Here is a 19,989-nt window from a genome sequence, read left to right as displayed (position 1 = left end):
TGCGCCTTGCCGTAGGTTGTTGCCAGAATCGTTGCATTTTGCGGGTTTGTAGCGCAACCGTCACGGACAAAGTACCTGATTGCAACTTGTTGGAATGGGCAGTATCAATCAATAGATGAACCTTCCCGAATCAACCGACACGGTATTGGACGGCTTCCACCCCGCCGTCAGTGCCTGGTTTGGCAACACTTTTCCCTCGGTGACCGGCGCCCAGGCCCAGGCGTGGCCGCTGATCCGCCAACGCCGATCAACCTTGATCGCCGCGCCCACAGGCTCCGGCAAAACCCTGACCGCGTTCCTGGCGGTGCTCGATGACCTGGTGCATCAAAGCTTGGCCAACGGTGGGCAACTGCCGGACGAAACGCTGGTGGTGTACGTGTCGCCGCTCAAGGCGCTGTCCAACGATATCCAGATCAACCTGCAAAACCCGCTGGCCGGCATCACCGCGCAATTGCAGGCGCTGGGTTTGCCACCGCTGACTATCCGCACCGCCGTGCGTACCGGCGACACCCCGCAAAAAGACCGCGCACTCATGCGCAAACGGCCGCCGCATATCCTCGTCACCACACCGGAATCGCTCTACGTGCTGCTGGGCTCGGACTCCGGTCGGCAGATGCTGGCCAGCACGCGCACGGTGATCGTCGACGAAATCCACGCCATCGCCGCCGGCAAGCGCGGCAGCCACCTGGCTCTGAGCCTGGAGCGCCTGCAAGGGTTATGCAGCGAGCCATTGACCCGCGTCGGCCTGTCGGCCACGCAAAAGCCTATCGAGGCGGTGTCGCGATTTTTGGTCGGCAGCGGGCGTGAGTGCGCCATCGTCGATATCGGCCACGCGCGCCCCCGCGACCTGGATATCGAAGTACCACCAGTGCCGCTCTCGGCGGTGATGGCCAACGATGTGTGGGAATTGGTTTACGACCGCCTCGCCACGCTGGCCCGCGAACACCGCACTACGCTGGTGTTTGTCAACACCCGGCGCCTGGCCGAACGCTTGGCCCGGCACTTGAGCGAGCGTTTGGGCAAGACCGCTGTGGCCGCGCACCACGGCAGCCTGGCCAAAGAGCTGCGCCTGGACGCCGAGCAACGGCTCAAGGCCGGTGAACTGCAAGTGCTGATCGCCACCGCGTCGCTGGAGTTGGGGATTGATATCGGTGAGGTCGACCTGGTGTGCCAGATCGGCTCGCCCGGTTCCATCAACGGTTTTCTGCAAAGGGTCGGGCGTTCCGGTCACCAGGTCGGCGGCACGCCCAAGGGGCGACTGTTCGCCACCACCCGTGATGATTTGATCGAATGCGCCGCCCTGCTCGACTGCGTGCGGCGCGGCGAACTGGACACCTTGCACATCCCCATCGCCCCGCTGGACGTGCTGGCCCAACAAATCATCGCCGAAGTCAGCGCCCGCGAATGGCCGGAACAGGCATTGCTGGACCTCATCCGTCGCGCCTCACCCTACGCCGCACTCGATGAACGCCACTACCAGGCGCTGCTGCACATGCTCGCCGACGGCTATAACGGCCGCCAGGGCATCCGCAGTGCCTACCTGCACCGTGACGCCGTGACCCACACCCTGCGCGCCCGCCGTGGCGCCAAACTCACCGCCGTGACCAGCGGTGGCACCATCCCCGACAACGCCGACTACAGCGTATTGCTGGAGCCTCAGAGCCTGAACATCGGCAGCGTCAACGAAGACTTCGCGGTGGAGAGCATCGCCGGGGATATCTTTCAGCTCGGTAATACGTCCTATAGAATCCTGCGGGTAGAAAGCGGCAAGGTGCGCGTCGAAGATGCCCACGGCCAGCCGCCGACCATCCCCTTCTGGCTGGGTGAAGCACCGGGGCGCAGCAACGAGTTGTCGTCGGCAGTCGCACGTTTTCAGGGGCAGTTGGACGCTCTGCTCAGCACCACGCCCGGTGACCTGCAACCCGCGCAAGACTGGCTCACCGCCAGCCTTGGCCTGAACCGCGCCAGCGCCGAGCAGATCCTTGATTACCTGGCCCGTGCGCGCCTGGCGCTGAGCGCATTACCGTCCCAGGACACATTGATCATGGAACGGTTTTTCGATGAGTCCGGCGGCACTCAGTTGATCATCCACACGCCGTTCGGCAGCCGCATCAACCGTGCGTGGGGTCTGGCGCTGCGCAAGCGTTTTTGCCGCACGTTCAACTTTGAATTGCAGGCAGCCGCCAGTGAGAATGCAATCGTGCTGTCGCTGTCCACCAGCCACAGTTTTGAGCTGGATGAAGTGTGGCGCTATGTGAACAGCAACAGCGCCGAACACCTGCTGATTCAGGCCGTATTGGATGCACCGCTGTTTGGCGTGCGCTGGCGCTGGAATGCCGGTGTGGCCCTGGCGTTGCCGCGCTACACCGGCGGGCGCAAGGTGGCGCCGCAGATCCAGCGCATGAAAAGCGAAGACCTGATCGCCAGCGTGTTTCCCGACCAGATTGCCTGCCTGGAAAACCTCGCCGGTGAACGCGAAGTACCCGAACACCCGCTGGTTGAGCAAACCCTCGACGACTGCCTGCACGAAGCCATGGACAGCGAAGGTTGGCTGACGCTGTTGCGGCGCATGGAGCGCGGCGAAGTGCGCCTGATCAGCCGCGACCTGCCTGCGCCCTCGCCCATGGCCGCCGAAATTCTCAGCGCGCGGCCCTACACCTTTCTCGACGACGCGCCATTGGAAGAGCGCCGCACCCAGGCCGTGCTCAACCGTCGCTGGAGCGACCCTCGCAGTACCGACGACCTCGGCGCGCTGGACGCCGAGGCTATTGCCGGCGTGCGTGAAGAAGCCTGGCCCGCGCCCAATGGCCTGGATGAAATGCATGAAGCGCTGATGAGCCTGGCCTGTATCGCCGACAACGAAGTCACGCCGCAATGGGCCGAGTGGTTGCATGCCTTGGCCAAGGGCGGGCGCGCCCATCAACTGGACAATGGCCTGTGGGTAGCGGTGGAACGCCTGAGTTGCCTGCAAGCGATCTATCCGAATGACTTGCCGTTGTTGCCGGGCTTCGATGAGCCCTGGACCTTTGACGATGCACTGGCCGAAGTGCTGCGCGCGCGCCTCGGCGGTTTCGGCCCATTGAGCCTGGTCGAGATCGCCACGCCGTTGGCGCTGCCGGTCGCGGATATCAGCCAGGCACTCGCGCGTCTGGAGCAGGAAGGCTATGTGCTGCGCGGCCATTTCAGCCCCGGCGCCACCCAGGAACAATGGTGCGAGCGGCATTTGCTCGCGCGTATCCATCGCTACACAGTCAAGCGTCTGCGCCGGGAAATCGAGCCGGTGGCGCTGCAGGACTTCATGCGCTTTCTGTTCGATTGGCAGCACCTGTCCGACGGCACCCGTGGCCAGGGCAGCGCAATGTTGCCGCAGATTGTCGGGCAGTTCGAAGGTTACGCCGCCGCCACCTCGGCCTGGGACAGCGACTTGCTCAGTGCGCGGCTCAAGAACTATTCCTCCACCTGGCTCGACGAGCTGTGCCGCAGCGGCAAACTGGTATGGACGCGCCTGAGCAACAAGGCCGGTGCCCTGGCACTGCGCAGTACGCCGGTGGTGTTGCTGCCGCGCAGCCAAGTGCCGTTGTGGAGCGGGCTGACCGAACCGACCGACAGCACCACGCTGTCGCCCAAGGCGCAAAAAGTCCACCTGGCGCTGCGTGAACACGGCGCGCTGTTTTTCGACGAACTGGTGCACGAAGCCCATCTGATGCGCAGCGAACTGGAAACCGCCTTGCAGGAACTGGTGGGCGCAGGGCTGGTGAATGCCGACAGCTTTGCCGGGCTGCGAGCCTTGACCACGCCCGCCAGCAAACGCCAGGCCCGCAGTAGCCGGCGTGGGCGCGGGGCGTTTATTGGCGGCATGGACGACGCCGGGCGCTGGGCCTTGTTGCGCCGCTCGCCCAGCGCCGCCGGCCCGCATTCGGCCGAGACCCTGGAGCATGTGGCGATGACCCTGCTGCGCCGTTATGGCGTGGTATTCTGGCGGTTGCTGGAGCGGGAGCCCGACTGGCTGCCAAGCTGGCGCGAATTGCTGCGCACCTTCCATCGCCTGGAAGCGCGGGGTGAGATTCGCGGCGGGCGGTTTGTGAGTGGTTTGGCGGGGGAACAGTTTGCGTTGCCGGAGGCGATTCCCCTGTTACGCGAGGTACGCCGTCGCCCACATGACGGCAGTTTGATTGCGGTGTGCGGGGCGGACCCGTTGAACCTGGTGGGCACCTTGCTACCGGGCAGCAAAGTGCCTGCGGTGAGTGGTAACCGGATTGTGTATCGCGATGGCTTGCCGGCGGCGGTGATGGTCGCGGGTAAGCAGCAGGTGTTGCTGGAGGAGGATTTGCAGGCGGTGCAGGAGAGGTTGATCAGGCGCTGAACCCTCTGTTGACCTTGCCGGCCTCATCGCGGGCAAGCCCGGCTCCCACAGGGGAATGCATTCCAACGGTGGGAGCTGGCTTGCCTGCGATGAGGCCGGAACATTCATTACATCATTGAGGCCTGTGCTGCTCGGTCACCACCACCGCACCCGGCACCTCCTCACCCGCCTCATCCACATGCGCCGAACGCTTGGGCAGCCAAACCTGCTGTGGATAAGTTTGCGCGAAGTGCACCTCATCACAGTTATCCACAAGTTTTTTCAGGCGTTGGTTAAACGCGCGGCTCACAGCATATTGCCCGCCCGACACGGTACGGAACTGCGCCGTCAGCACCACGCCGTTGAGGTCCATCTTGTCGACCCCGAACACTTCCAGCGGACCTTGCAGGTTGTACTTGAGGAACACATCGTCGCGGATCGACTGCCCCGCCTCACGGATCAGCTCCACAGCCTTGTCCACGTCGGTGTCGTAGGTGAACTGCACCGAGAAGAACGCATAGGCAAACTGCCGCGACTGGTTGGTGACCGCCTTGATCTGCCCGAACGGCACCGAGTGCACAAACCCCTTGCCGTCTCGCAGGCGCAGGGTGCGGATGGTCAGGCCTTCCACGGTGCCGGCATGGCCGGAGTCGAGCACTACCCAATCGCCGATCGACAGCGTGTCTTCAATGATGATGAACAGGCCGGTGATCACGTCCTGCACCAACTGCTGGGAGCCAAAACCGATGGCCAGACCGACCACACCGGCACCGGCCAGCAGAGGTGCGACATTGATGCCCAGGTTAGCCATGGTGGTGATCGCGCAGATCACCACCAGCACGATCTTCACCGCATTGCGCAACAACGGCAGGATGGTTTTGACTCGCGTGCTGGGCTGGCGACTGGAGCGCTTGTTGACCGGCGGCTTCAAGGCTTCCTGGATCGCCGTGTCGAGCACCACCCAGAACAGCCAGGTCACCAGCAGGATCAGGCCAATGCTGCTGAGGGAATCGCTGATCGCCCGGCCTACCGAGTTACGCTGGGCAAATTCGAACAGCGATACACCCCAGATACGCCCGAGAATTTCGATAAACGCGATGGCCATGGCGATGCGCAGTATTGCGTGCAGCAGGCTGAGGAAGCGCTCTTTGTAGGCGCTGCTGCGCTGGATCGCCACCTGGCTGCGGGACTTGAACAGGTGTTGCAACACCGTGCTGAGAAACACTGTGCCGATCAACAGAATCGTGGTGAACAGCGCGCAACGCAAAGCTTTCTGGTTATCGTCGCCGGCACCGATCAGGTTGATCGCCGAGACCAGCACCATCAACAGAATCGGCCAATACCACAGCCCGGAAAACACTCGCAGCGATTGCTGCAGCGCCGGGTGTTTGAGGCGCTGGGCCAGCGGCCGATTGCGGATCAGATGCGCGACCGGACGGCGCAGGCGCACCACCAGCACGCCGAAAATCACCGCCGCGAACAGGCCGGTAAACACCGCGATGCTGCTGGTGATATTGCCACCCAACTGGCGCGCGATCTGCGGGCTGGTCAGGGCATCGCTGAGGGCGGCGAGAAAGCCGATCAGGAACAGCGGCTTGGGGCAATAGTTGCGAATGATCTGCACGGCCGGGCGTTTATGGCCGACGTTGAACATGACGATGACGCACAACAGCATCGACGTCGAGAAGATGCCGCTGCTGGTGGCATAGGCAAAACACAGCGCCAGCGCACGGCCTACGGAGCTGGGTAAAAAGTGGCTGACGTAAAGCGTCAGCGGCAGGCAGATCACGGCTGGAATCGTGTAGGGCACCACGTAGCCAAGAACGCCCTGCAGACGCCCGCGCTGTGCAACGAAACGCCGCCGACCCAGGCGTTGCACGCTAAAGCGCCCCAGCAGTGTGAGCGCCGCAAAGGCGCCGACCCACACCCCGGACAGCAGCAGGAAGTCCCCGGCCACGCTCCACGGCGAACGTTGCGCGGTTTGATCGACCAGCCGCCCGACCTCATCCGCCGCACGGTCGGCGCGCAGGCGCCAGGCGTCGATGAGGTTCTGGTTGAGGTCGAGTTTGTCTTGCACATCGTCAATGCTGGAGCTGATGGCGCCGAGCAGGCCACCTTCGACCAGCAACTCCGGCTTGGCTGGAGCCTCAGCTGCCGCAGGGGCCGCGGCCGCGGCTTGCAGCGCGCCATTGCCACACACCAACAGCGCGACGAGCAGTAATGCAGTCTTTAGATTCAGCAAAACACCGGGCTCCTTCAGCAGGGTCTGTAAGGAACTGACGGGTTTGAGCGCTGATCGTTCCCACGCTCTGCGTCCATGGGACGCGGAGCGTCCCGGGCTGCGTTACCACGCGGGGCGTGGGAACGATCGGTTAACAGCACCGCCTGTAGGTCACTCGAAACTTTCCGTCAACACCCGCAGTCAGCCAATAACATCAGCCAATAACACAGGCTTCACCCTTTACTTATCCACAGGAGCGATCATGGCTGCGATTGCCGACTGGGTGCCCGTTACGCCCAGCACCGCCATCACCCGCTTCACCGTGCTGACGGTGAATATCCATAAGGGTTTCACCGCGTTGAACCGACGCTTCATCCTGCCCGAGTTGCGTGAGGCGGTGCGCAGCGTGGGCGCCGACATGGTGTTCCTGCAGGAAATCCACGGCACCCATGAGCGGCACCCGCAGCGTTACAGCGACTGGCCGAAGATGCCGCAGTATGAGTTCCTCGCCGACAGCATCTGGCCGCAGTTCGCCTACGGCCGCAACGCGGTCTACCCGCATGGCGACCACGGCAACGCGCTGCTGTCCAAATTCCAGATCATCCGCTACGACAACCTCGACATCTCCCAGAGCGGCCATGAAAGCCGTGGCCTGCTGCATTGCGTGCTGCGCTTGCCGGGCAGCGGCCAAGAGGTGCATGCGATCTGCATGCACCTGGGCCTGCGCGAGGTGCATCGCCAGCAGCAATTGCGTTTGCTGGAGCAGCGCATTGCCGAGATTCCGGCTGACGCGGCGCTGATCGTCGCCGGTGATTTCAATGACTGGCGCCACAAGGCCGACCTGAGCCAAAGCGGGCTCAGGGAAGTGTTTATCGAAGCCCATGGCAAACCGGCGCGCACCTTTCCGGCGCGCCTGCCATTGCTGCCTTTGGATCGCATCTATGTGCGTAACCTGAAGGTGCATAACCCCAGGGCGCTGACGACGCGGCCCTGGTCTCACCTGTCAGACCACGTGCCGCTGTCGGTGGAGATCGAACTATGAATGTCGCCGTGGAACACATTGCCACCGACCAGCCACCGGATGATGCCAAGGCCCGCGACCTGGATTACGGCTGGCAACCGGGCAACCGCATTGAGCTGCTGGAGAACGGCGAGGCGTACTTTCCCGCCGTCTTCGAGGCCATGCGCCGGGCGCAGCGGGAGATCTTGCTGGAGACCTTTATTCTGTTCGAAGACAAGGTTGGCAATGAGCTGCAAGGCATCCTGATTGAGGCGGCGCAGCGTGGCGTAAAGGTGATCGTCAGCCTCGATGGCTTTGGCTGCGGCGAACTGAGCCCTGCCTTTCTCAGTGAGCTGGCCGAGGCCGGGGTGACGGTGCAAATGTTTGACCCGGCAGCGAAGATAGTGGGCATTCGCACCAACTGGTTCCGTCGCCTGCACCGCAAGATTGTGGTGGTGGACGCCGCCGTGGCGTTTATCGGCGGGATCAATTTTTCTGCCGACCACTTGGGTGATTTCGGCCCCGAAGCCAAGCAGGATTATGCCGTGCAGGTAAGCGGCCCGGCCGTGGCGGACCTGCATCATTTCGCCCTCGCCCAAAGTGGCCGCCAGGTGCGCACGCGACGCGGCTGGCGACGGCGCCAGCAACGGCCATCGCTGTGGCCGACGCACACCGACGACGGCCTGGTGCGCCTGATTTATCGCGATAACCTGCAACATCGCGATGATATCGAAGAGGCCTATATACACGCCTTGAGCAAGGCGCAAAAACGCGTGGTGATTGCCAACGCCTACTTCTTCCCAGGCTATCGCCTGCTGCGTGAAATCCGCAATGCCGCGCGACGTGGCGTACAGGTGCAACTGATCATGCAGGGCCAACCCGATGTGCTGCTGGCCAAGCTCGCCGCGCGCATGCTGTATGACTATTTGCTCAAGGATGGCGTAGTGATTCACGAGTATTGCCAGCGCCCGTTGCATGGCAAAGTGGCCTTGGTGGATGACGACTGGAGCACTGTGGGTTCGAGCAACCTGGACCCATTGAGCCTGTCGCTGAACCTGGAAGCCAACGTGCTGATTCGTGATCGCGCGTTCAATCAACAGCTGTACGAAAGCCTGGAAACACTGGCGCGCAATCATTGCCGGACCATGCCGGAAAACCGCAAGCCGCGCCTGTGGTTATGGCGATTGACCGTGGGCTTTTTGGTGTTCCATGTCATGCGGCACTTCCCCGCGCTGACGGGCTGGCTGCCAGCACACAAACCGCGTCTCAAGCCATTCGAGAGCCAGGCCCATGAGCACTGAAAGCGGCGGCTCGCGGTTCAAGCGCTGGAAGAAACCGCTGACGTTCGCGTTTTTTCTGCTGCTGATTGTGCTGTTCATCCTGCTCGCGCGGCGCATCGACTGGAGCGAAGTGCTGCAAACGCTGGCGGCCTTCAAGCTGCGCACGCTGCTGATCGCCGGTGGGCTGACGCTCTGCAGCTTTCTTGTCTACGCCAGCTTCGACCTGATCGGCCGCACCTACATTCGCCAGGATTTGCGTTGGAAGCAGATCCTGCCGGTCGGGATCATCAGCTATGCCTTTAACCTCAACCTGAGCGCGTGGGTCGGCGGCATTGCCATGCGCTATCGGCTGTACTCGCGGCTCGGGGTGAGCACCAGCAATATCGCCAAGATTCTTGGGCTGAGCCTGGCCACCAACTGGTTTGGCTATATGGCTGTGGCCGGAGGGGTATTCAGCAGTGGGTTGGTGACCATGCCGCCGGGCTGGAAGGTCAGCAGCGCCGCGTTGCAAGGCATTGGCGTGGTGTTGGTGCTGGCCAGCCTGGGTTATCTGGCGGCCTGCCAGTTTGCAAAGAAACGCGCGTGGTCGATCAAAGGCATCGAGATCAACTTGCCGTCGTTGCGCATGGCTTGTTTGCAACTGGCACTCGGTGCGTTGAATTGGTCGTTGATGGCGGCGGTGATCTTTACGTTGCTGCCCGCCAAGCTGGACTACCCGCTGGTATTGGGCGTGTTGCTGATCAGCGCGATTGCCGGGGTGATCACCCATATCCCCGCCGGGCTCGGTGTGCTGGAAGCAGTGTTTATCGGGCTGATGCAGCATGAGGCGTCGCGGGGCAGTTTGCTTGCAGGGCTGATTGCCTACCGGGCGATCTACTTTATTTTGCCGCTGCTGGTGGCGTTGGTGATGTACCTGGCGGTGGAGGCCAAGGCCAAGGCGTTGCGGGTCAAGAAAACACCGGCGTGAACGGTGTCGGCAGTTCGATCGCCATCGCGGGCAAGCCCGCTCCCACAGGTTGCAATACATTCCAAGTGTGGGAGCCGGGCTTGCCCGCGATGAGGCCCTAAAGGGCACCCCACTATCGTGACTGAATAATGCTCAACCGCTCCCCCACCACCATCTCGGTAATCCAGTCCACCAGGATCGAGGTGTAGGCCTGCTGCGACACCGGGTCGCTCAACGAATGATCGGCGCCATCGATGATCCGATGGGTCAGCGAATGGGTGTTCTGGCAGGCCGCGCGGTAACTCATGATGGTGGCATGGGGCACATGGTCGTCGGTTTCCGACTCGACGATCAACACATCACCGCTGAACTTGGCGCAGGCATGCAGGGCGCGATTGGTCTCGGCGTGTACCAGGGTGCTGCGGTAATCCATCAGGTCGGCCTTATCCAGATCGCGCTTGGGCTTGAGCCACTCCTGGTCGCGATACAACGCCGGCACGCGCAGCGCCAACCAGCGTACCGGCCGCAATGAAGTGAGAATCGCCGCCAGATAGCCGCCATAACTGGTGCCCACCACGGCCACGGCCGAGGTGTCGATGGCGGGGTGTGAGAGCAGCCGATCATAGGCCGCCAGCAAATCGCGCAGGTTGTCTTCACGGGTGACGCGGGACAAGGGAATGCCGGTGCCGGCGTGGCCGCGCAGGTCGAAAGTCAGGCATACGCAGCCTAAACCGGCGATGCCCTTGGCGCGCTCAAGATCGCGTTCCTGGCTACCGCCCCAGCCGTGCACAAACAAAACGCCGGGGACTTTGGATTTTGGGCTCAGGAAGGTGCCGCTCATCTGTTCGTCGTCGATATCGATCGCAATGCTTTCGCTTCTAGCCGTCATAAGATTTAACCGTCACATACTTGAGAAGAAAGTCGCTGTTTTCGGCCGGGCCGCGATACACCTCAATAGCGTGCGCCGGCAGCGGTTGGTCCACATAGGTCTCTACCGAGGACACATGAATCGCCCGCAGGCCGGGGTTATTGATAAAGCTTTGCAGCGCGGCGACTTCCGCGCTGCTGGCCCCACCCATGCGCCAGGATTGTTCGAGCACGCCACTACGGCGTTGGCCGTCACTGTCCAGGCCTTGGGCAATGTCGTAATTGCGCCGCGAGGCATAGAAACCAGGGTAGGCCTCATCGGCGGCACTGTCGAAGACCTGGGCTTGTTGGATGGCTTCGCGCACATCGTCGGGCAAATCGAGCTCAAGCAGATCTTCATAGCCACCGGGCACCACCAGCAAGGTCGAGCCGCCGTAAACCTCTTCACCGTGCCCGTCCTGGGTGAGGTATTGCTCGCCGCAGTAGCTGATCACGTGATCGCCGATAAAGCTCTGGCCCACACTGTGGGTGGTGACGTCGTGCAGATCCTGCTCCAGCACTACGCCGTCGTTGAACAGCTGCGCCGCTTCGGGTCGCGCCAGCAAAGCCTCGAATGCGTCGAGGCTGTGGATAACTTCCTGGCCGCGTCCGGCACAGGCATGCACCGGTTTCATGCGAATCGGCCCGCTGTAGAGCAAGCGCGTGGCGGCAGGCAATGCGTCTTCAAGGGCAAACACGCTGAGCCCGTCGAGAACAACCGTGCGCACACGCTCACAGAACGCTGGCGACCAGCCTTCAGGCGCCGTGGCGTCAGGACTCAGCAGGCCGTGGGTGATCGCTTTGGTACAGATGAATGCGTGATCGACATAACCGCCCCACAGATCTTCCGGCCCTTTGATATTGAGCGGCCGCGCTTGGTCGGGACCGACCAGGGTTTGGGTGGGTAACACATACAAGTCGAGACCGGCGTGTAACTGCGGGTCATAGCTGCCGCCGAATTTAAGCCCAAGGATCTGCGCCAGCCAGCGCGCGAGGGCGCGATTGGTTTCGACTTCATGCTGCGGCGCCCCTTCTCTTGTGGAGTGGGCGACTACGCGTTTTTTGCGTTGAATCGGGGTCATGCGTCCCCCTTGGCGATCCTGCCATGTGTGTGCGAGGAAGGTTGCATGGATCACGCCAAGGCAAGGCTGGGGAGGATGGCCGTTAAATCAAACAGTTACTGACACAGCGATGGCACAAAGCCTGTTTTATTCTGCACGACAGGGGTTTAAACGGACGGTGTTCTGCACGACGCCGCCATCAAAGCAGCTGCGTGGATGGCGACGGGCCAGCTAAGATGCAAGGCACTGCCAACCATCATAAGGACACCCATGGCCAAGCAAGCGCTCATCCTCATCGATATCCAGAACGATTACTTCCCCGAGGGCAAGTGGCCGCTCGATGGCGTGGAAGCCGCGGCGGACAAGGCCGCGCAGGTGCTGCAGGCGTTTCGCCAGGCGGGCAACGCCGTTGTCCATGTGCGCCATGAGTTCACCAGCGAAGACGCGCCCTTCTTCACGCCAGGCTCCGAGGGCGCGCACCTGCATGCCAAGGTACTCAACGAGGGTAATGAGCCTGTGGTACTTAAGCACTTTGTGAACGCGTTTCGCGGGACAAACCTGCGCACCGTGCTGGAACAACGCGCCATCACTGACGTGGTGGTGGTCGGCAACATGAGCCATATGTGCATCGACGCCGTGGTGCGGGCTGCGGCAGACCTGGGCTACCAGGTCACGCTGATTCATGACGCCTGCGCGACCCGCGACCAGGTATTCAATGGCCAGGTGATTGCGGCGGCGCAGGTGCATGGCGCTTATATGGCATCGCTGGCTTTCGGGTATGCCAGCGTGGTGTCGACGGATGAATACTTGAAGGCGCAAGCGGCGGCGCAATGACCACCGCTTGTTTGCGGCCCTCAGCGGGTTGCGATGATGAACAGACGCGGAAAAGGCAGTAATACAGTGCCGTCAGCCAGGGCCGGGTAAGCCTGGGTAATACGCGCCTGGTATTGCTGTAGGAATGCGGCTTTTTCGCTATCGGTCAACGGTGCAAGAAACGGCCGCAATGCAGAAGCCTTGAACCACTCCACCACCGCCCCGTGATCGGCCAGCGGGTGTTGATAGGTGGTGCGCCACACGTCGACGGTGCTGCAATGTTTGCTCAGCAGCTCGTAGTAGTAACTGGCGGTGTGCCGCTCATTGTGTTTGACCGCACCGATCTTTGCCGCCCACGAGCCATCTGCCGCCACTTCGCGGGCCAGCCGGTGGGCAGGTTCGTCGAGGTTGTCCGGGGTTTGTACGGCGAGGGTGCCGCCGGGTGTCAGTTGGTCGAGCAGATGCGGATAAAGCGTGGCGTGGTCAGGTAACCATTGCAGGGACGCGTTGGCGAGGATCACATCGAACTTCTGGCCTGGGTTCCAGGCGGCGATGTCTGCCAGCTCGAAACTCAGTTTCGGCAAACGCTTGCGGGCGTCGACCAGCATGTCGTCGGAGCTGTCCATGCCCGTAACGTGCGCCTGCGGGAAACGCTCGGCCACCACTTCAGTGGAATTGCCAGGGCCGCACCCCAGGTCGACGGCGCTACGCACATCGGTATTGGGAATGGCCGCGACCAAGTCACGGACCGGGCGGGTGCGTTGCTGTTCAAACATCGTGTATTGCTTGGCAGACCAGGTCATCGCGGCTTTCCTTCTTTGTTAGCGGTGACCACAGCCTAAGTCTTGTGAGCCATGAGAACAAATGCCAGGATTGGCAAACTCCCATACCTTGAAAGTATCCTTATGTTGGAGCTTCGCCAGCTTAAAGCCTTCGTGGCTATTGCCGAGGAAGGCTACATCACCCGCGCCGCAGAACGCCTGGGCATGCAGCAACCGCCGTTGACACGCTTGCTGCAAAGTCTTGAAACGCAATTGGGTGTGGTGTTGATGGAGCGCCTGCCCCGCGGCGTGCGCCCAACCACTGCCGGCCTCGCGTTGCTGGACGAGGCGCGTGACATCCTGGCGCGGGCCGAGGGTGTGGCCGACGTGGTGCGCCGTGCCGCCCGGGGTGAACGGGGCCGACTCGCTATCGGCTTTACCAGCTCGGCGGCGTTGCACCCGTTTGTGCCCAGCGTGCTGCGGCGGTTTCGCGAGGCCTTTGTGGGGGTCTCGGTGGTACTGGAGGAAGCGGGAACCGGCGAACTGCTGGACGCGCTGGTGCAGGAAAAACTGGATGCCGCGTTTATCCGCTCACCGCTCAGTGGCACGCAACAGTTGCAGGACGAACCGATCCTGGTGGAGCCGATGCTGCTGGCGCTGCCGACCGATCACCCGCTGGCACTCGACGCTGGAGGCCCCCTACCCTTGGCGGCGCTGGCGGATGAAGCCTTCGTGCTCTATCGCCGTCGCGTGGGGCTGGGTTTGTATGACGCCATTCTGGTGGCCTGCCGTGAAGCGGGGTTCAGCCCGCAAGTGGTGCAGGAGGCGCCACGCATGACAGCGACCTTGAGCCTTGTGGCTGCGGGGCTTGGCGTCTCCATCGTGCCCGCCTCCATGCAGCGGCTGCGCGGCGATGGCATTATTTATCGCGAGCTGATCGAGTGCCAGAGCCTGGTGGCGCCGTTGCATTTGGCCACGCGTATTGGTGACAGCTCGGCGGTTTTGCGCAGGTTCAAGGAGATGGTGGTCACAGCGGCCGCGACGGACGCCTGATTGCAGGCATTAAAAAACCCCCGAGGCTTTCGCCTGCGGGGGTTTTGCTCGTTCCGGGCCTTGGACCTTAGAACGGGATATCGTCATCAAAGCTGTCGAAATCCGGAGCCGGCTGTGGAGCGGCCTGCTGTGGAGGCGGTGCCTGGCGCGACTGTTGCGGAGCCGACTGCTGCGGGCGCGGAGCCTGCTGGCGTGGGGTCGGAGCGGACTGCTGGTAGTTATTGCCCCCGCCCTGTTGGTCGCCCTGCTGTGGACGGCCGCCCAGCAGTTGCATGGTGCCTTGCATGTCCACCACGATTTCGGTGGTGTAACGCTTGATGCCGTCTTTTTCCCACTCGCGGGTTTGCAGTTTGCCTTCGATGTAGACCTGCGAACCTTTGCGCAGGTATTCACCGGCGATTTCTGCCACCTTGCCGAACATCGACACACGGTGCCATTCGGTTTTCTCGACCTTCTGGCCAGTCTGCTTGTCGGTCCACTGTTCGCTGGTCGCCAGACTCAAGTTGGTCACGGCGTTACCGTTAGGCAAGTAGCGAACTTCGGGATCCTGGCCGCATGTACCGACCAATATGACTTTGTTAACCCCACGGGCCATAACGTTCTCCTAGGCTGGGCGCGCTGTCGGCACTGGGTTGACCAGTTGCTCGAGCGTCGCGCGATCCAATAATTCGGTGTCTAATTTGATGTAGATGGCGGCTTCTTCTGCAATAACCACGGCATCTGTAACCCCGGTAACGGCCTTGAGGCGCTCAACCAGACCGGCTTCGCGGATCGCTTCTGGCGATAACGGCAAACGCAGGCTCGTCACATAGGGAGGTTCGCGCATGGTAACAGCAAAGGCCAACCAAAGTGCAGCCAGCCCGGCGCATCCGAGGAACACAACCGACAAACCGCCATGCTGGAACATCCAGCCGCCCATGATGCCGCCAAGCGCAGAACCCAGGAACTGGCTGGTGGAATACACCCCCATCGCCGTGCCCTTGCCGCCGGCCGGTGAAACTTTACTGATCAGCGAAGGCAGCGAAGCCTCCAGCAGGTTGAACGCGGTGAAGAACACCACCGTGCCGATTACCAGCGCCCGCAGGCTGTCGCCGAACTTCCAGAAGAATAGCTCAGTGAGCATCAGCGTCGCGACGGCGCCGAGCAAAACTCGTTTCATTTTGCGTTTCTTCTCGCCATAGATGATGAACGGGATCATGGCGAAGAACGAAATCAGTAGTGCGGTGAGGTACACCCACCAGTGCTGTTCCTTGGGCAAACCGGCTTTTTGCACCAGTGCCAGGGGCAGCGCGACGAAGCTGCACATCAGCATTGCGTGCAACACGAAGATACCTAAATCCAGGCGCAGCAGGTCCGGGTGCTTGAGCGTCGGCAACAATGCCTTGCGTGCGACGCCGGACTCACGGTGCTGCAAGGTGCCGGTGGAGCGCGGCACCATGAAGGCCACGATCACGATGCCGAACAACGCCATGCCGCCGGTGGCGAGGAACAGCCCGTGCAAACCGAAGGCACGGGTCAGCAAGGGGCCGACGACCATCGCAACGGCGAATGAAAGGCCGATGGTCATGCCGATCATGGCCATGGCCTTGGTGCGGTGTTGTTCGCGGGTCAGGTCCGAGAGCAGCGCCATCACCGCTGCGGAAATCGCCCCGGCGCCCTGTAGGACGCGCCCGGCAATCACCCCCCAAATAGAATCAGACTGGGCCGCGAGCACGCTGCCGAGGGCGAACACGATCAGCCCCAGGTAGATGATGGGACGACGGCCGATACGGTCGGAAATGATCCCGAACGGGATCTGAAAAAGCGCCTGGGTCAGGCCATAGGCGCCAATCGCCAGGCCGATCAGTGCGGGGGTCGCTCCTGCGAGATCCATTCCATAGGTCGCCAGCACCGGCAACACCATAAACATGCCTAGCATACGGAACGCGAACACCAGGGCCAGACCGCTTGCTGCTCGGGTCTCGCCGCTACTCATGCGTTCGCTGTGGGGATCGTGCATGGAAAAACCTCGTGTGAACCGGCGGCGATTCTACCAGTCCCATCGATTGAGAGGGTATATGCGGCGCTTTGCCGCGCAGCTTTCATGTAAGGCTGCACCCGGCACTTTGGCAGTGTATATTCATCCAGTCTTTAGCCGTATACTCCCGCATTATTTACGCCCGCCGTGCGAGGCCATCTTGGACAAGATCCTGATTCGTGGGGCTAGAACCCACAACCTGAAGAACATCGACCTGACCCTGCCCCGGGACAAACTGATCGTCATCACCGGCTTGTCCGGCTCGGGCAAATCGTCCCTGGCGTTCGACACGCTGTATGCCGAGGGCCAGCGCCGCTATGTGGAATCGCTGTCGGCCTATGCGCGACAGTTCCTGTCAATGATGGAAAAACCCGACGTCGACACCATTGAAGGCCTGTCGCCGGCGATTTCCATCGAACAGAAGTCGACCTCCCATAACCCGCGTTCCACCGTGGGCACCATCACTGAAATCTACGACTACCTGCGCCTGCTGTATGCGCGCGTAGGTATTCCACGCTGCCCGGACCACGACATTCCGCTGGAAGCCCAGACCGTCAGCCAGATGGTCGACCTGGTGCTGGCCCAGCCGGAAGGCGCCAAGCTGATGCTGCTGGCGCCGGTGATTCGCGAGCGCAAGGGTGAGCACCTGTCGGTGTTCGAAGAGCTGCGTGCCCAGGGCTTTGTGCGGGCGCGCATCAACGGCAAGCTGTATGAGCTGGACGAAGCGCCGAAGCTCGACAAGCAGAAGAAGCATTCGATTGATGTGGTGGTCGACCGCTTCAAGGTACGCGCCGACTTGCAGCAGCGTTTGGCGGAATCGTTCGAGACCGCGCTGAAGCTGGCCGATGGTATTGCCCTGGTCGCACCGATGGATGACGAACCGGGCGAAGAGATCATCTTCTCCGCACGTTTTGCCTGCCCGATCTGCGGCCATGCGATCAGCGAGCTGGAACCCAAGCTGTTTTCCTTCAACAACCCGGCCGGGGCCTGCCCGACGTGCGATGGCCTGGGGGTGAAGCAGTTCTTCGACATCAAGCGCCTGGTCAACGGTGACCTGACCTTGGCGGAAGGTGCCATACGCGGCTGGGACAGGCGCAACGTCTATTACTTCCAGATGCTGGGGTCGCTGGCGTCGCACTATAAATTCAGCCTGGAAGTGCCGTTCAACCAACTGCCAGCCGAGCAGCAGAAAGTCATCCTGCACGGTAGCGGCTCGCAGAATGTCGATTTCAAATACCTGAACGACCGCGGCGATATCGTCAAACGCTCGCACCCGTTCGAGGGCATCGTGCCCAACCTGGAGCGGCGCTACCGCGAGACCGAATCGGCGAGCGTACGCGAAGAGCTGGCGAAATTCCTCAGCACCCAGCCGTGCCCCGACTGCCGCGGCACGCGCCTGCGTCGTGAGGCGCGGCACGTATGGGTAGGCGAGAAGACGTTGCCGGCAGTAACCAACCTGCCGATCGGCGATGCCTGTGAATACTTCGGTGTACTCAAGCTGACCGGCCGCCGTGGGGAAATTGCCGACAAGATTCTCAAGGAAATTCGCGAGCGCTTGCAGTTCCTGGTCAACGTCGGCCTGGACTACCTGTCGCTGGATCGCAGCGCGGATACCTTGTCCGGTGGTGAGGCCCAGCGGATTCGCCTGGCCAGCCAGATTGGTGCCGGCCTGGTGGGCGTTCTGTACATCCTCGACGAGCCGTCGATCGGCCTGCACCAACGTGACAATGATCGCCTGCTGGGTACGCTGAAACACCTGCGCGATATCGGCAACACGGTGATCGTGGTTGAGCACGACGAAGACGCGATTCGCCTGGCCGATTATGTGGTCGACATTGGTCCTGGTGCGGGTGTGCATGGCGGGCATATTGTCGCCGAGGGCACGCCTGCCGAAGTGATGGCTCACCCGGACTCGTTGACCGGCAAGTACCTGTCCGGTCGCGTGAAAATCGAAGTGCCAGCCAAGCGCACGCCGCGTAACAAAAAAATGGCGCTGCACCTCAAGGGCGCGCGCGGAAATAACCTGCGCAATGTCGACCTGGAGATTCCGCTGGGCTTGCTGACCTGCGTGACCGGTGTTTCCGGCTCGGGCAAATCGACGCTGATCAACAACACGCTGTTCCCACTGAGCGCCACCGCCCTGAACGGCGCGACTACCCTGGAAGCGGCTGCACACGACAGCATCAAGGGCCTGGAGCACTTGGACAAGGTGGTCGATATCGACCAAAGCCCGATTGGCCGCACACCCCGCTCGAACCCTGCGACCTATACCGGGTTGTTCACGCCGATACGCGAACTGTTTGCCGGCGTGCCAGAGTCGCGCTCACGGGGCTATGGGCCTGGCCGGTTCTCGTTCAACGTCAAGGGTGGCCGCTGCGAAGCTTGCCAGGGCGATGGCCTGATCAAAGTGGAAATGCACTTCCTGCCGGACATCTACGTGCCGTGCGATGTCTGCAAGAGCAAGCGCTACAACCGCGAAACCCTGGAGATCAAGTACAAGGGCAAGAGCATCCACGAAACCCTCGAGATGACCATCGAGGAAGCGCGGGTGTTCTTCGACGCAGTTCCAGCATTGGCGCGCAAGCTGCAGACGTTGATGGATGTGGGCCTGTCGTACATCAAGCTGGGGCAGTCAGCGACCACGCTGTCGGGTGGCGAGGCGCAACGGGTGAAGTTGTCTCGTGAGCTGTCCAAACGCGACACGGGCAAGACCCTGTATATCCTCGATGAGCCAACCACGGGCCTGCACTTCGCGGACATTCAGCAATTGCTCGACGTTTTGCACCGCTTGCGCGACCACGGCAACACGGTGGTAGTCATCGAACACAACCTGGATGTGATCAAAACGGCCGACTGGCTGGTGGACCTCGGACCGGAAGGCGGTTCCAAGGGTGGCCAGATCATTGCGGTGGGCACGCCGGAGCAGGTCTCCGAGATGCCACAGTCGCATACTGGTTACTACTTGAAGCCACTGCTGGCACGCGACAGAGCCTGATTTATCGGGCTCATGAAAAAGCCCCTGTCACTTTGCGGTGACAGGGGCCTTTTTGCAGCCGCAAATCAGAACTGCGATTGCAGGTAATTCTCCAGACCGACCAACTTTATCAGCCCCAACTGCTTTTCAAGCCAGTAGGTGTGATCTTCTTCGGTGTCATTCAACTGCACGCGCAGAATTTCGCGAGTGACATAGTCGTTGTGCTGCTCACAGAGCTCGATGCCCTTGCAGAGCGCGGCACGCACCTTGTACTCGAGACGAAGGTCGGCAGCGAGCATGTCAGGTACCGTGGTGCCCACGTCCAGGTCGTCGGGACGCATGCGCGGCGTGCCTTCGAGCATCAGGATACGGCGCATCAGCGCGTCGGCGTGCTGTGCCTCTTCTTCCATTTCGTGGTTGATACGCTCGTAGAGCTCGGTAAAGCCCCAGTCTTCGTACATACGCGAATGGATGAAATATTGGTCACGAGCTGCCAGTTCGCCCGTCAGCAACGTGTTGAGGTAATCGATTACGTCGGGGTGACCTTGCATCGCCCTACATCTCCCTGCTTGAAAGTCTGTAGTTTGAACCATGCTGACTCGAAGGTCACGGGAC

At 61.7% G+C, this 19,989-nt stretch carries 14 protein-coding genes; 7 read left to right on the top strand and 7 right to left on the bottom strand.

What is annotated here, in order from left to right; all coding sequences use genetic code 11:
- Nucleotides 1-115 precede the first annotated feature (115 nt).
- Nucleotides 116-4,363: a DEAD/DEAH box helicase gene (locus HBO23_RS10790; RefSeq protein ID WP_170038024.1), complete on the top strand. Its 4,248-nt coding sequence runs from the start codon at nt 116-118 to the stop codon at nt 4,361-4,363.
- A gap of 112 nt (nt 4,364-4,475) precedes the next feature.
- On the opposite strand, the gene HBO23_RS10785 is transcribed toward HBO23_RS10790, so the two are convergent.
- On the bottom strand, nt 4,476-6,584 hold the full coding sequence (locus tag HBO23_RS10785; protein WP_056861905.1) for a mechanosensitive ion channel domain-containing protein: 2,109 nt from the start codon (nt 6,582-6,584) through the stop codon (nt 4,476-4,478).
- A gap of 241 nt (nt 6,585-6,825) precedes the next feature.
- Between HBO23_RS10785 and HBO23_RS10780 the strand changes: the two genes are divergently transcribed.
- Genes HBO23_RS10780 through HBO23_RS10770 form a run of 3 tightly spaced genes read left to right on the top strand, consistent with a single transcriptional unit; the run spans nt 6,826 to nt 9,810 of the window.
- Nucleotides 6,826-7,605 (top strand): endonuclease/exonuclease/phosphatase family protein, encoded by a 780-nt coding sequence (locus tag HBO23_RS10780; protein WP_138449343.1) that lies wholly within the window; start codon nt 6,826-6,828, stop codon nt 7,603-7,605.
- Nucleotides 7,602-8,864 carry a cardiolipin synthase ClsB gene (gene clsB / locus HBO23_RS10775; protein WP_169987436.1) on the top strand — a complete coding sequence of 421 codons (1,263 nt, stop codon included), beginning with the start codon at nt 7,602-7,604 and terminating at the stop codon, nt 8,862-8,864. The genes HBO23_RS10780 and clsB overlap by 4 nt, the downstream gene beginning before the upstream one ends.
- Complete coding sequence (locus HBO23_RS10770) at nt 8,854-9,810, top strand: lysylphosphatidylglycerol synthase domain-containing protein (RefSeq protein WP_170038022.1); 957 nt, start codon at nt 8,854-8,856, stop codon at nt 9,808-9,810. Before clsB ends, HBO23_RS10770 begins: the two co-directional genes overlap by 11 nt.
- A gap of 112 nt (nt 9,811-9,922) precedes the next feature.
- On the opposite strand, the gene HBO23_RS10765 is transcribed toward HBO23_RS10770, so the two are convergent.
- Complete coding sequence (locus tag HBO23_RS10765) at nt 9,923-10,678, bottom strand: alpha/beta fold hydrolase (RefSeq protein ID WP_017135976.1); 756 nt, start codon at nt 10,676-10,678, stop codon at nt 9,923-9,925.
- A complete protein-coding gene (locus tag HBO23_RS10760) occupies nt 10,668-11,777 on the bottom strand; it encodes a DUF3182 family protein (RefSeq protein ID WP_170038020.1) in 1,110 nt (369 codons plus the stop codon). Before HBO23_RS10760 ends, HBO23_RS10765 begins: the two co-directional genes overlap by 11 nt.
- 249 nt (nt 11,778-12,026) lie before the next feature.
- On the opposite strand from HBO23_RS10760, the gene HBO23_RS10755 reads away from it, so the two are divergent.
- Entirely contained in the window at nt 12,027-12,590 is a 564-nt protein-coding gene (locus tag HBO23_RS10755; protein WP_099547544.1) for a cysteine hydrolase family protein, read from the top strand.
- A 20-nt stretch (nt 12,591-12,610) separates the two neighbouring features.
- On the opposite strand, the gene tam is transcribed toward HBO23_RS10755, so the two are convergent.
- The gene (gene tam, locus HBO23_RS10750) at nt 12,611-13,372 is read right to left on the bottom strand and encodes a trans-aconitate 2-methyltransferase (protein WP_170038018.1); all 762 of its coding nucleotides are present in this window, start codon (nt 13,370-13,372) and stop codon (nt 12,611-12,613) included.
- A 102-nt stretch (nt 13,373-13,474) separates the two neighbouring features.
- Between tam and HBO23_RS10745 the strand changes: the two genes are divergently transcribed.
- A complete protein-coding gene (locus HBO23_RS10745) occupies nt 13,475-14,383 on the top strand; it encodes a LysR family transcriptional regulator (RefSeq protein WP_170038016.1) in 909 nt (302 codons plus the stop codon).
- 67 nt (nt 14,384-14,450) lie between these two features.
- Here HBO23_RS10745 and HBO23_RS10740 read toward each other — a convergent pair whose 3' ends face one another.
- On the bottom strand, nt 14,451-14,978 hold the full coding sequence (locus HBO23_RS10740) for a single-stranded DNA-binding protein (RefSeq protein WP_017135971.1): 528 nt from the start codon (nt 14,976-14,978) through the stop codon (nt 14,451-14,453).
- A gap of 9 nt (nt 14,979-14,987) precedes the next feature.
- Complete coding sequence (locus tag HBO23_RS10735; protein WP_170038014.1) at nt 14,988-16,382, bottom strand: MFS transporter; 1,395 nt, start codon at nt 16,380-16,382, stop codon at nt 14,988-14,990.
- A gap of 178 nt (nt 16,383-16,560) precedes the next feature.
- On the opposite strand from HBO23_RS10735, the gene uvrA reads away from it, so the two are divergent.
- Entirely contained in the window at nt 16,561-19,395 is a 2,835-nt protein-coding gene (uvrA, locus tag HBO23_RS10730; RefSeq protein WP_026013597.1) for an excinuclease ABC subunit UvrA, read from the top strand.
- A 65-nt stretch (nt 19,396-19,460) separates the two neighbouring features.
- Here the strand turns inward: uvrA and bfr are convergent, their stop codons facing one another.
- Nucleotides 19,461-19,925 (bottom strand): bacterioferritin, encoded by a 465-nt coding sequence (gene bfr / locus HBO23_RS10725; protein WP_015886133.1) that lies wholly within the window; start codon nt 19,923-19,925, stop codon nt 19,461-19,463.
- Nucleotides 19,926-19,989: the final 64 nt, after the last annotated feature.

This window comes from Pseudomonas sp. WS 5532 (genome assembly GCF_012985445.1).
GTDB lineage: Bacteria > Pseudomonadota > Gammaproteobacteria > Pseudomonadales > Pseudomonadaceae > Aquipseudomonas > Aquipseudomonas edaphica.
This window is presented reverse-complemented; position numbering and strand designations above follow the sequence as displayed.

Coding starts and splice junctions, on each gene's coding strand:
- clsB (WP_169987436.1), top strand. CDS start 7,602: ATGAATGTCGCCGTGGAACACATTGCCACCGACCAGCCACCGGATGAT.
- HBO23_RS10790 (WP_170038024.1), top strand. CDS start 116: ATGAACCTTCCCGAATCAACCGACACGGTATTGGACGGCTTCCACCCC.
- HBO23_RS10735 (WP_170038014.1), bottom strand. CDS start 16,382: ATGCACGATCCCCACAGCGAACGCATGAGTAGCGGCGAGACCCGAGCA.
- HBO23_RS10765 (WP_017135976.1), bottom strand. CDS start 10,678: ATGACGGCTAGAAGCGAAAGCATTGCGATCGATATCGACGACGAACAG.
- HBO23_RS10760 (WP_170038020.1), bottom strand. CDS start 11,777: ATGACCCCGATTCAACGCAAAAAACGCGTAGTCGCCCACTCCACAAGA.
- HBO23_RS10745 (WP_170038016.1), top strand. CDS start 13,475: ATGTTGGAGCTTCGCCAGCTTAAAGCCTTCGTGGCTATTGCCGAGGAA.
- HBO23_RS10755 (WP_099547544.1), top strand. CDS start 12,027: ATGGCCAAGCAAGCGCTCATCCTCATCGATATCCAGAACGATTACTTC.
- HBO23_RS10780 (WP_138449343.1), top strand. CDS start 6,826: ATGGCTGCGATTGCCGACTGGGTGCCCGTTACGCCCAGCACCGCCATC.
- bfr (WP_015886133.1), bottom strand. CDS start 19,925: ATGCAAGGTCACCCCGACGTAATCGATTACCTCAACACGTTGCTGACG.
- HBO23_RS10770 (WP_170038022.1), top strand. CDS start 8,854: ATGAGCACTGAAAGCGGCGGCTCGCGGTTCAAGCGCTGGAAGAAACCG.
- tam (WP_170038018.1), bottom strand. CDS start 13,372: ATGACCTGGTCTGCCAAGCAATACACGATGTTTGAACAGCAACGCACC.
- HBO23_RS10740 (WP_017135971.1), bottom strand. CDS start 14,978: ATGGCCCGTGGGGTTAACAAAGTCATATTGGTCGGTACATGCGGCCAG.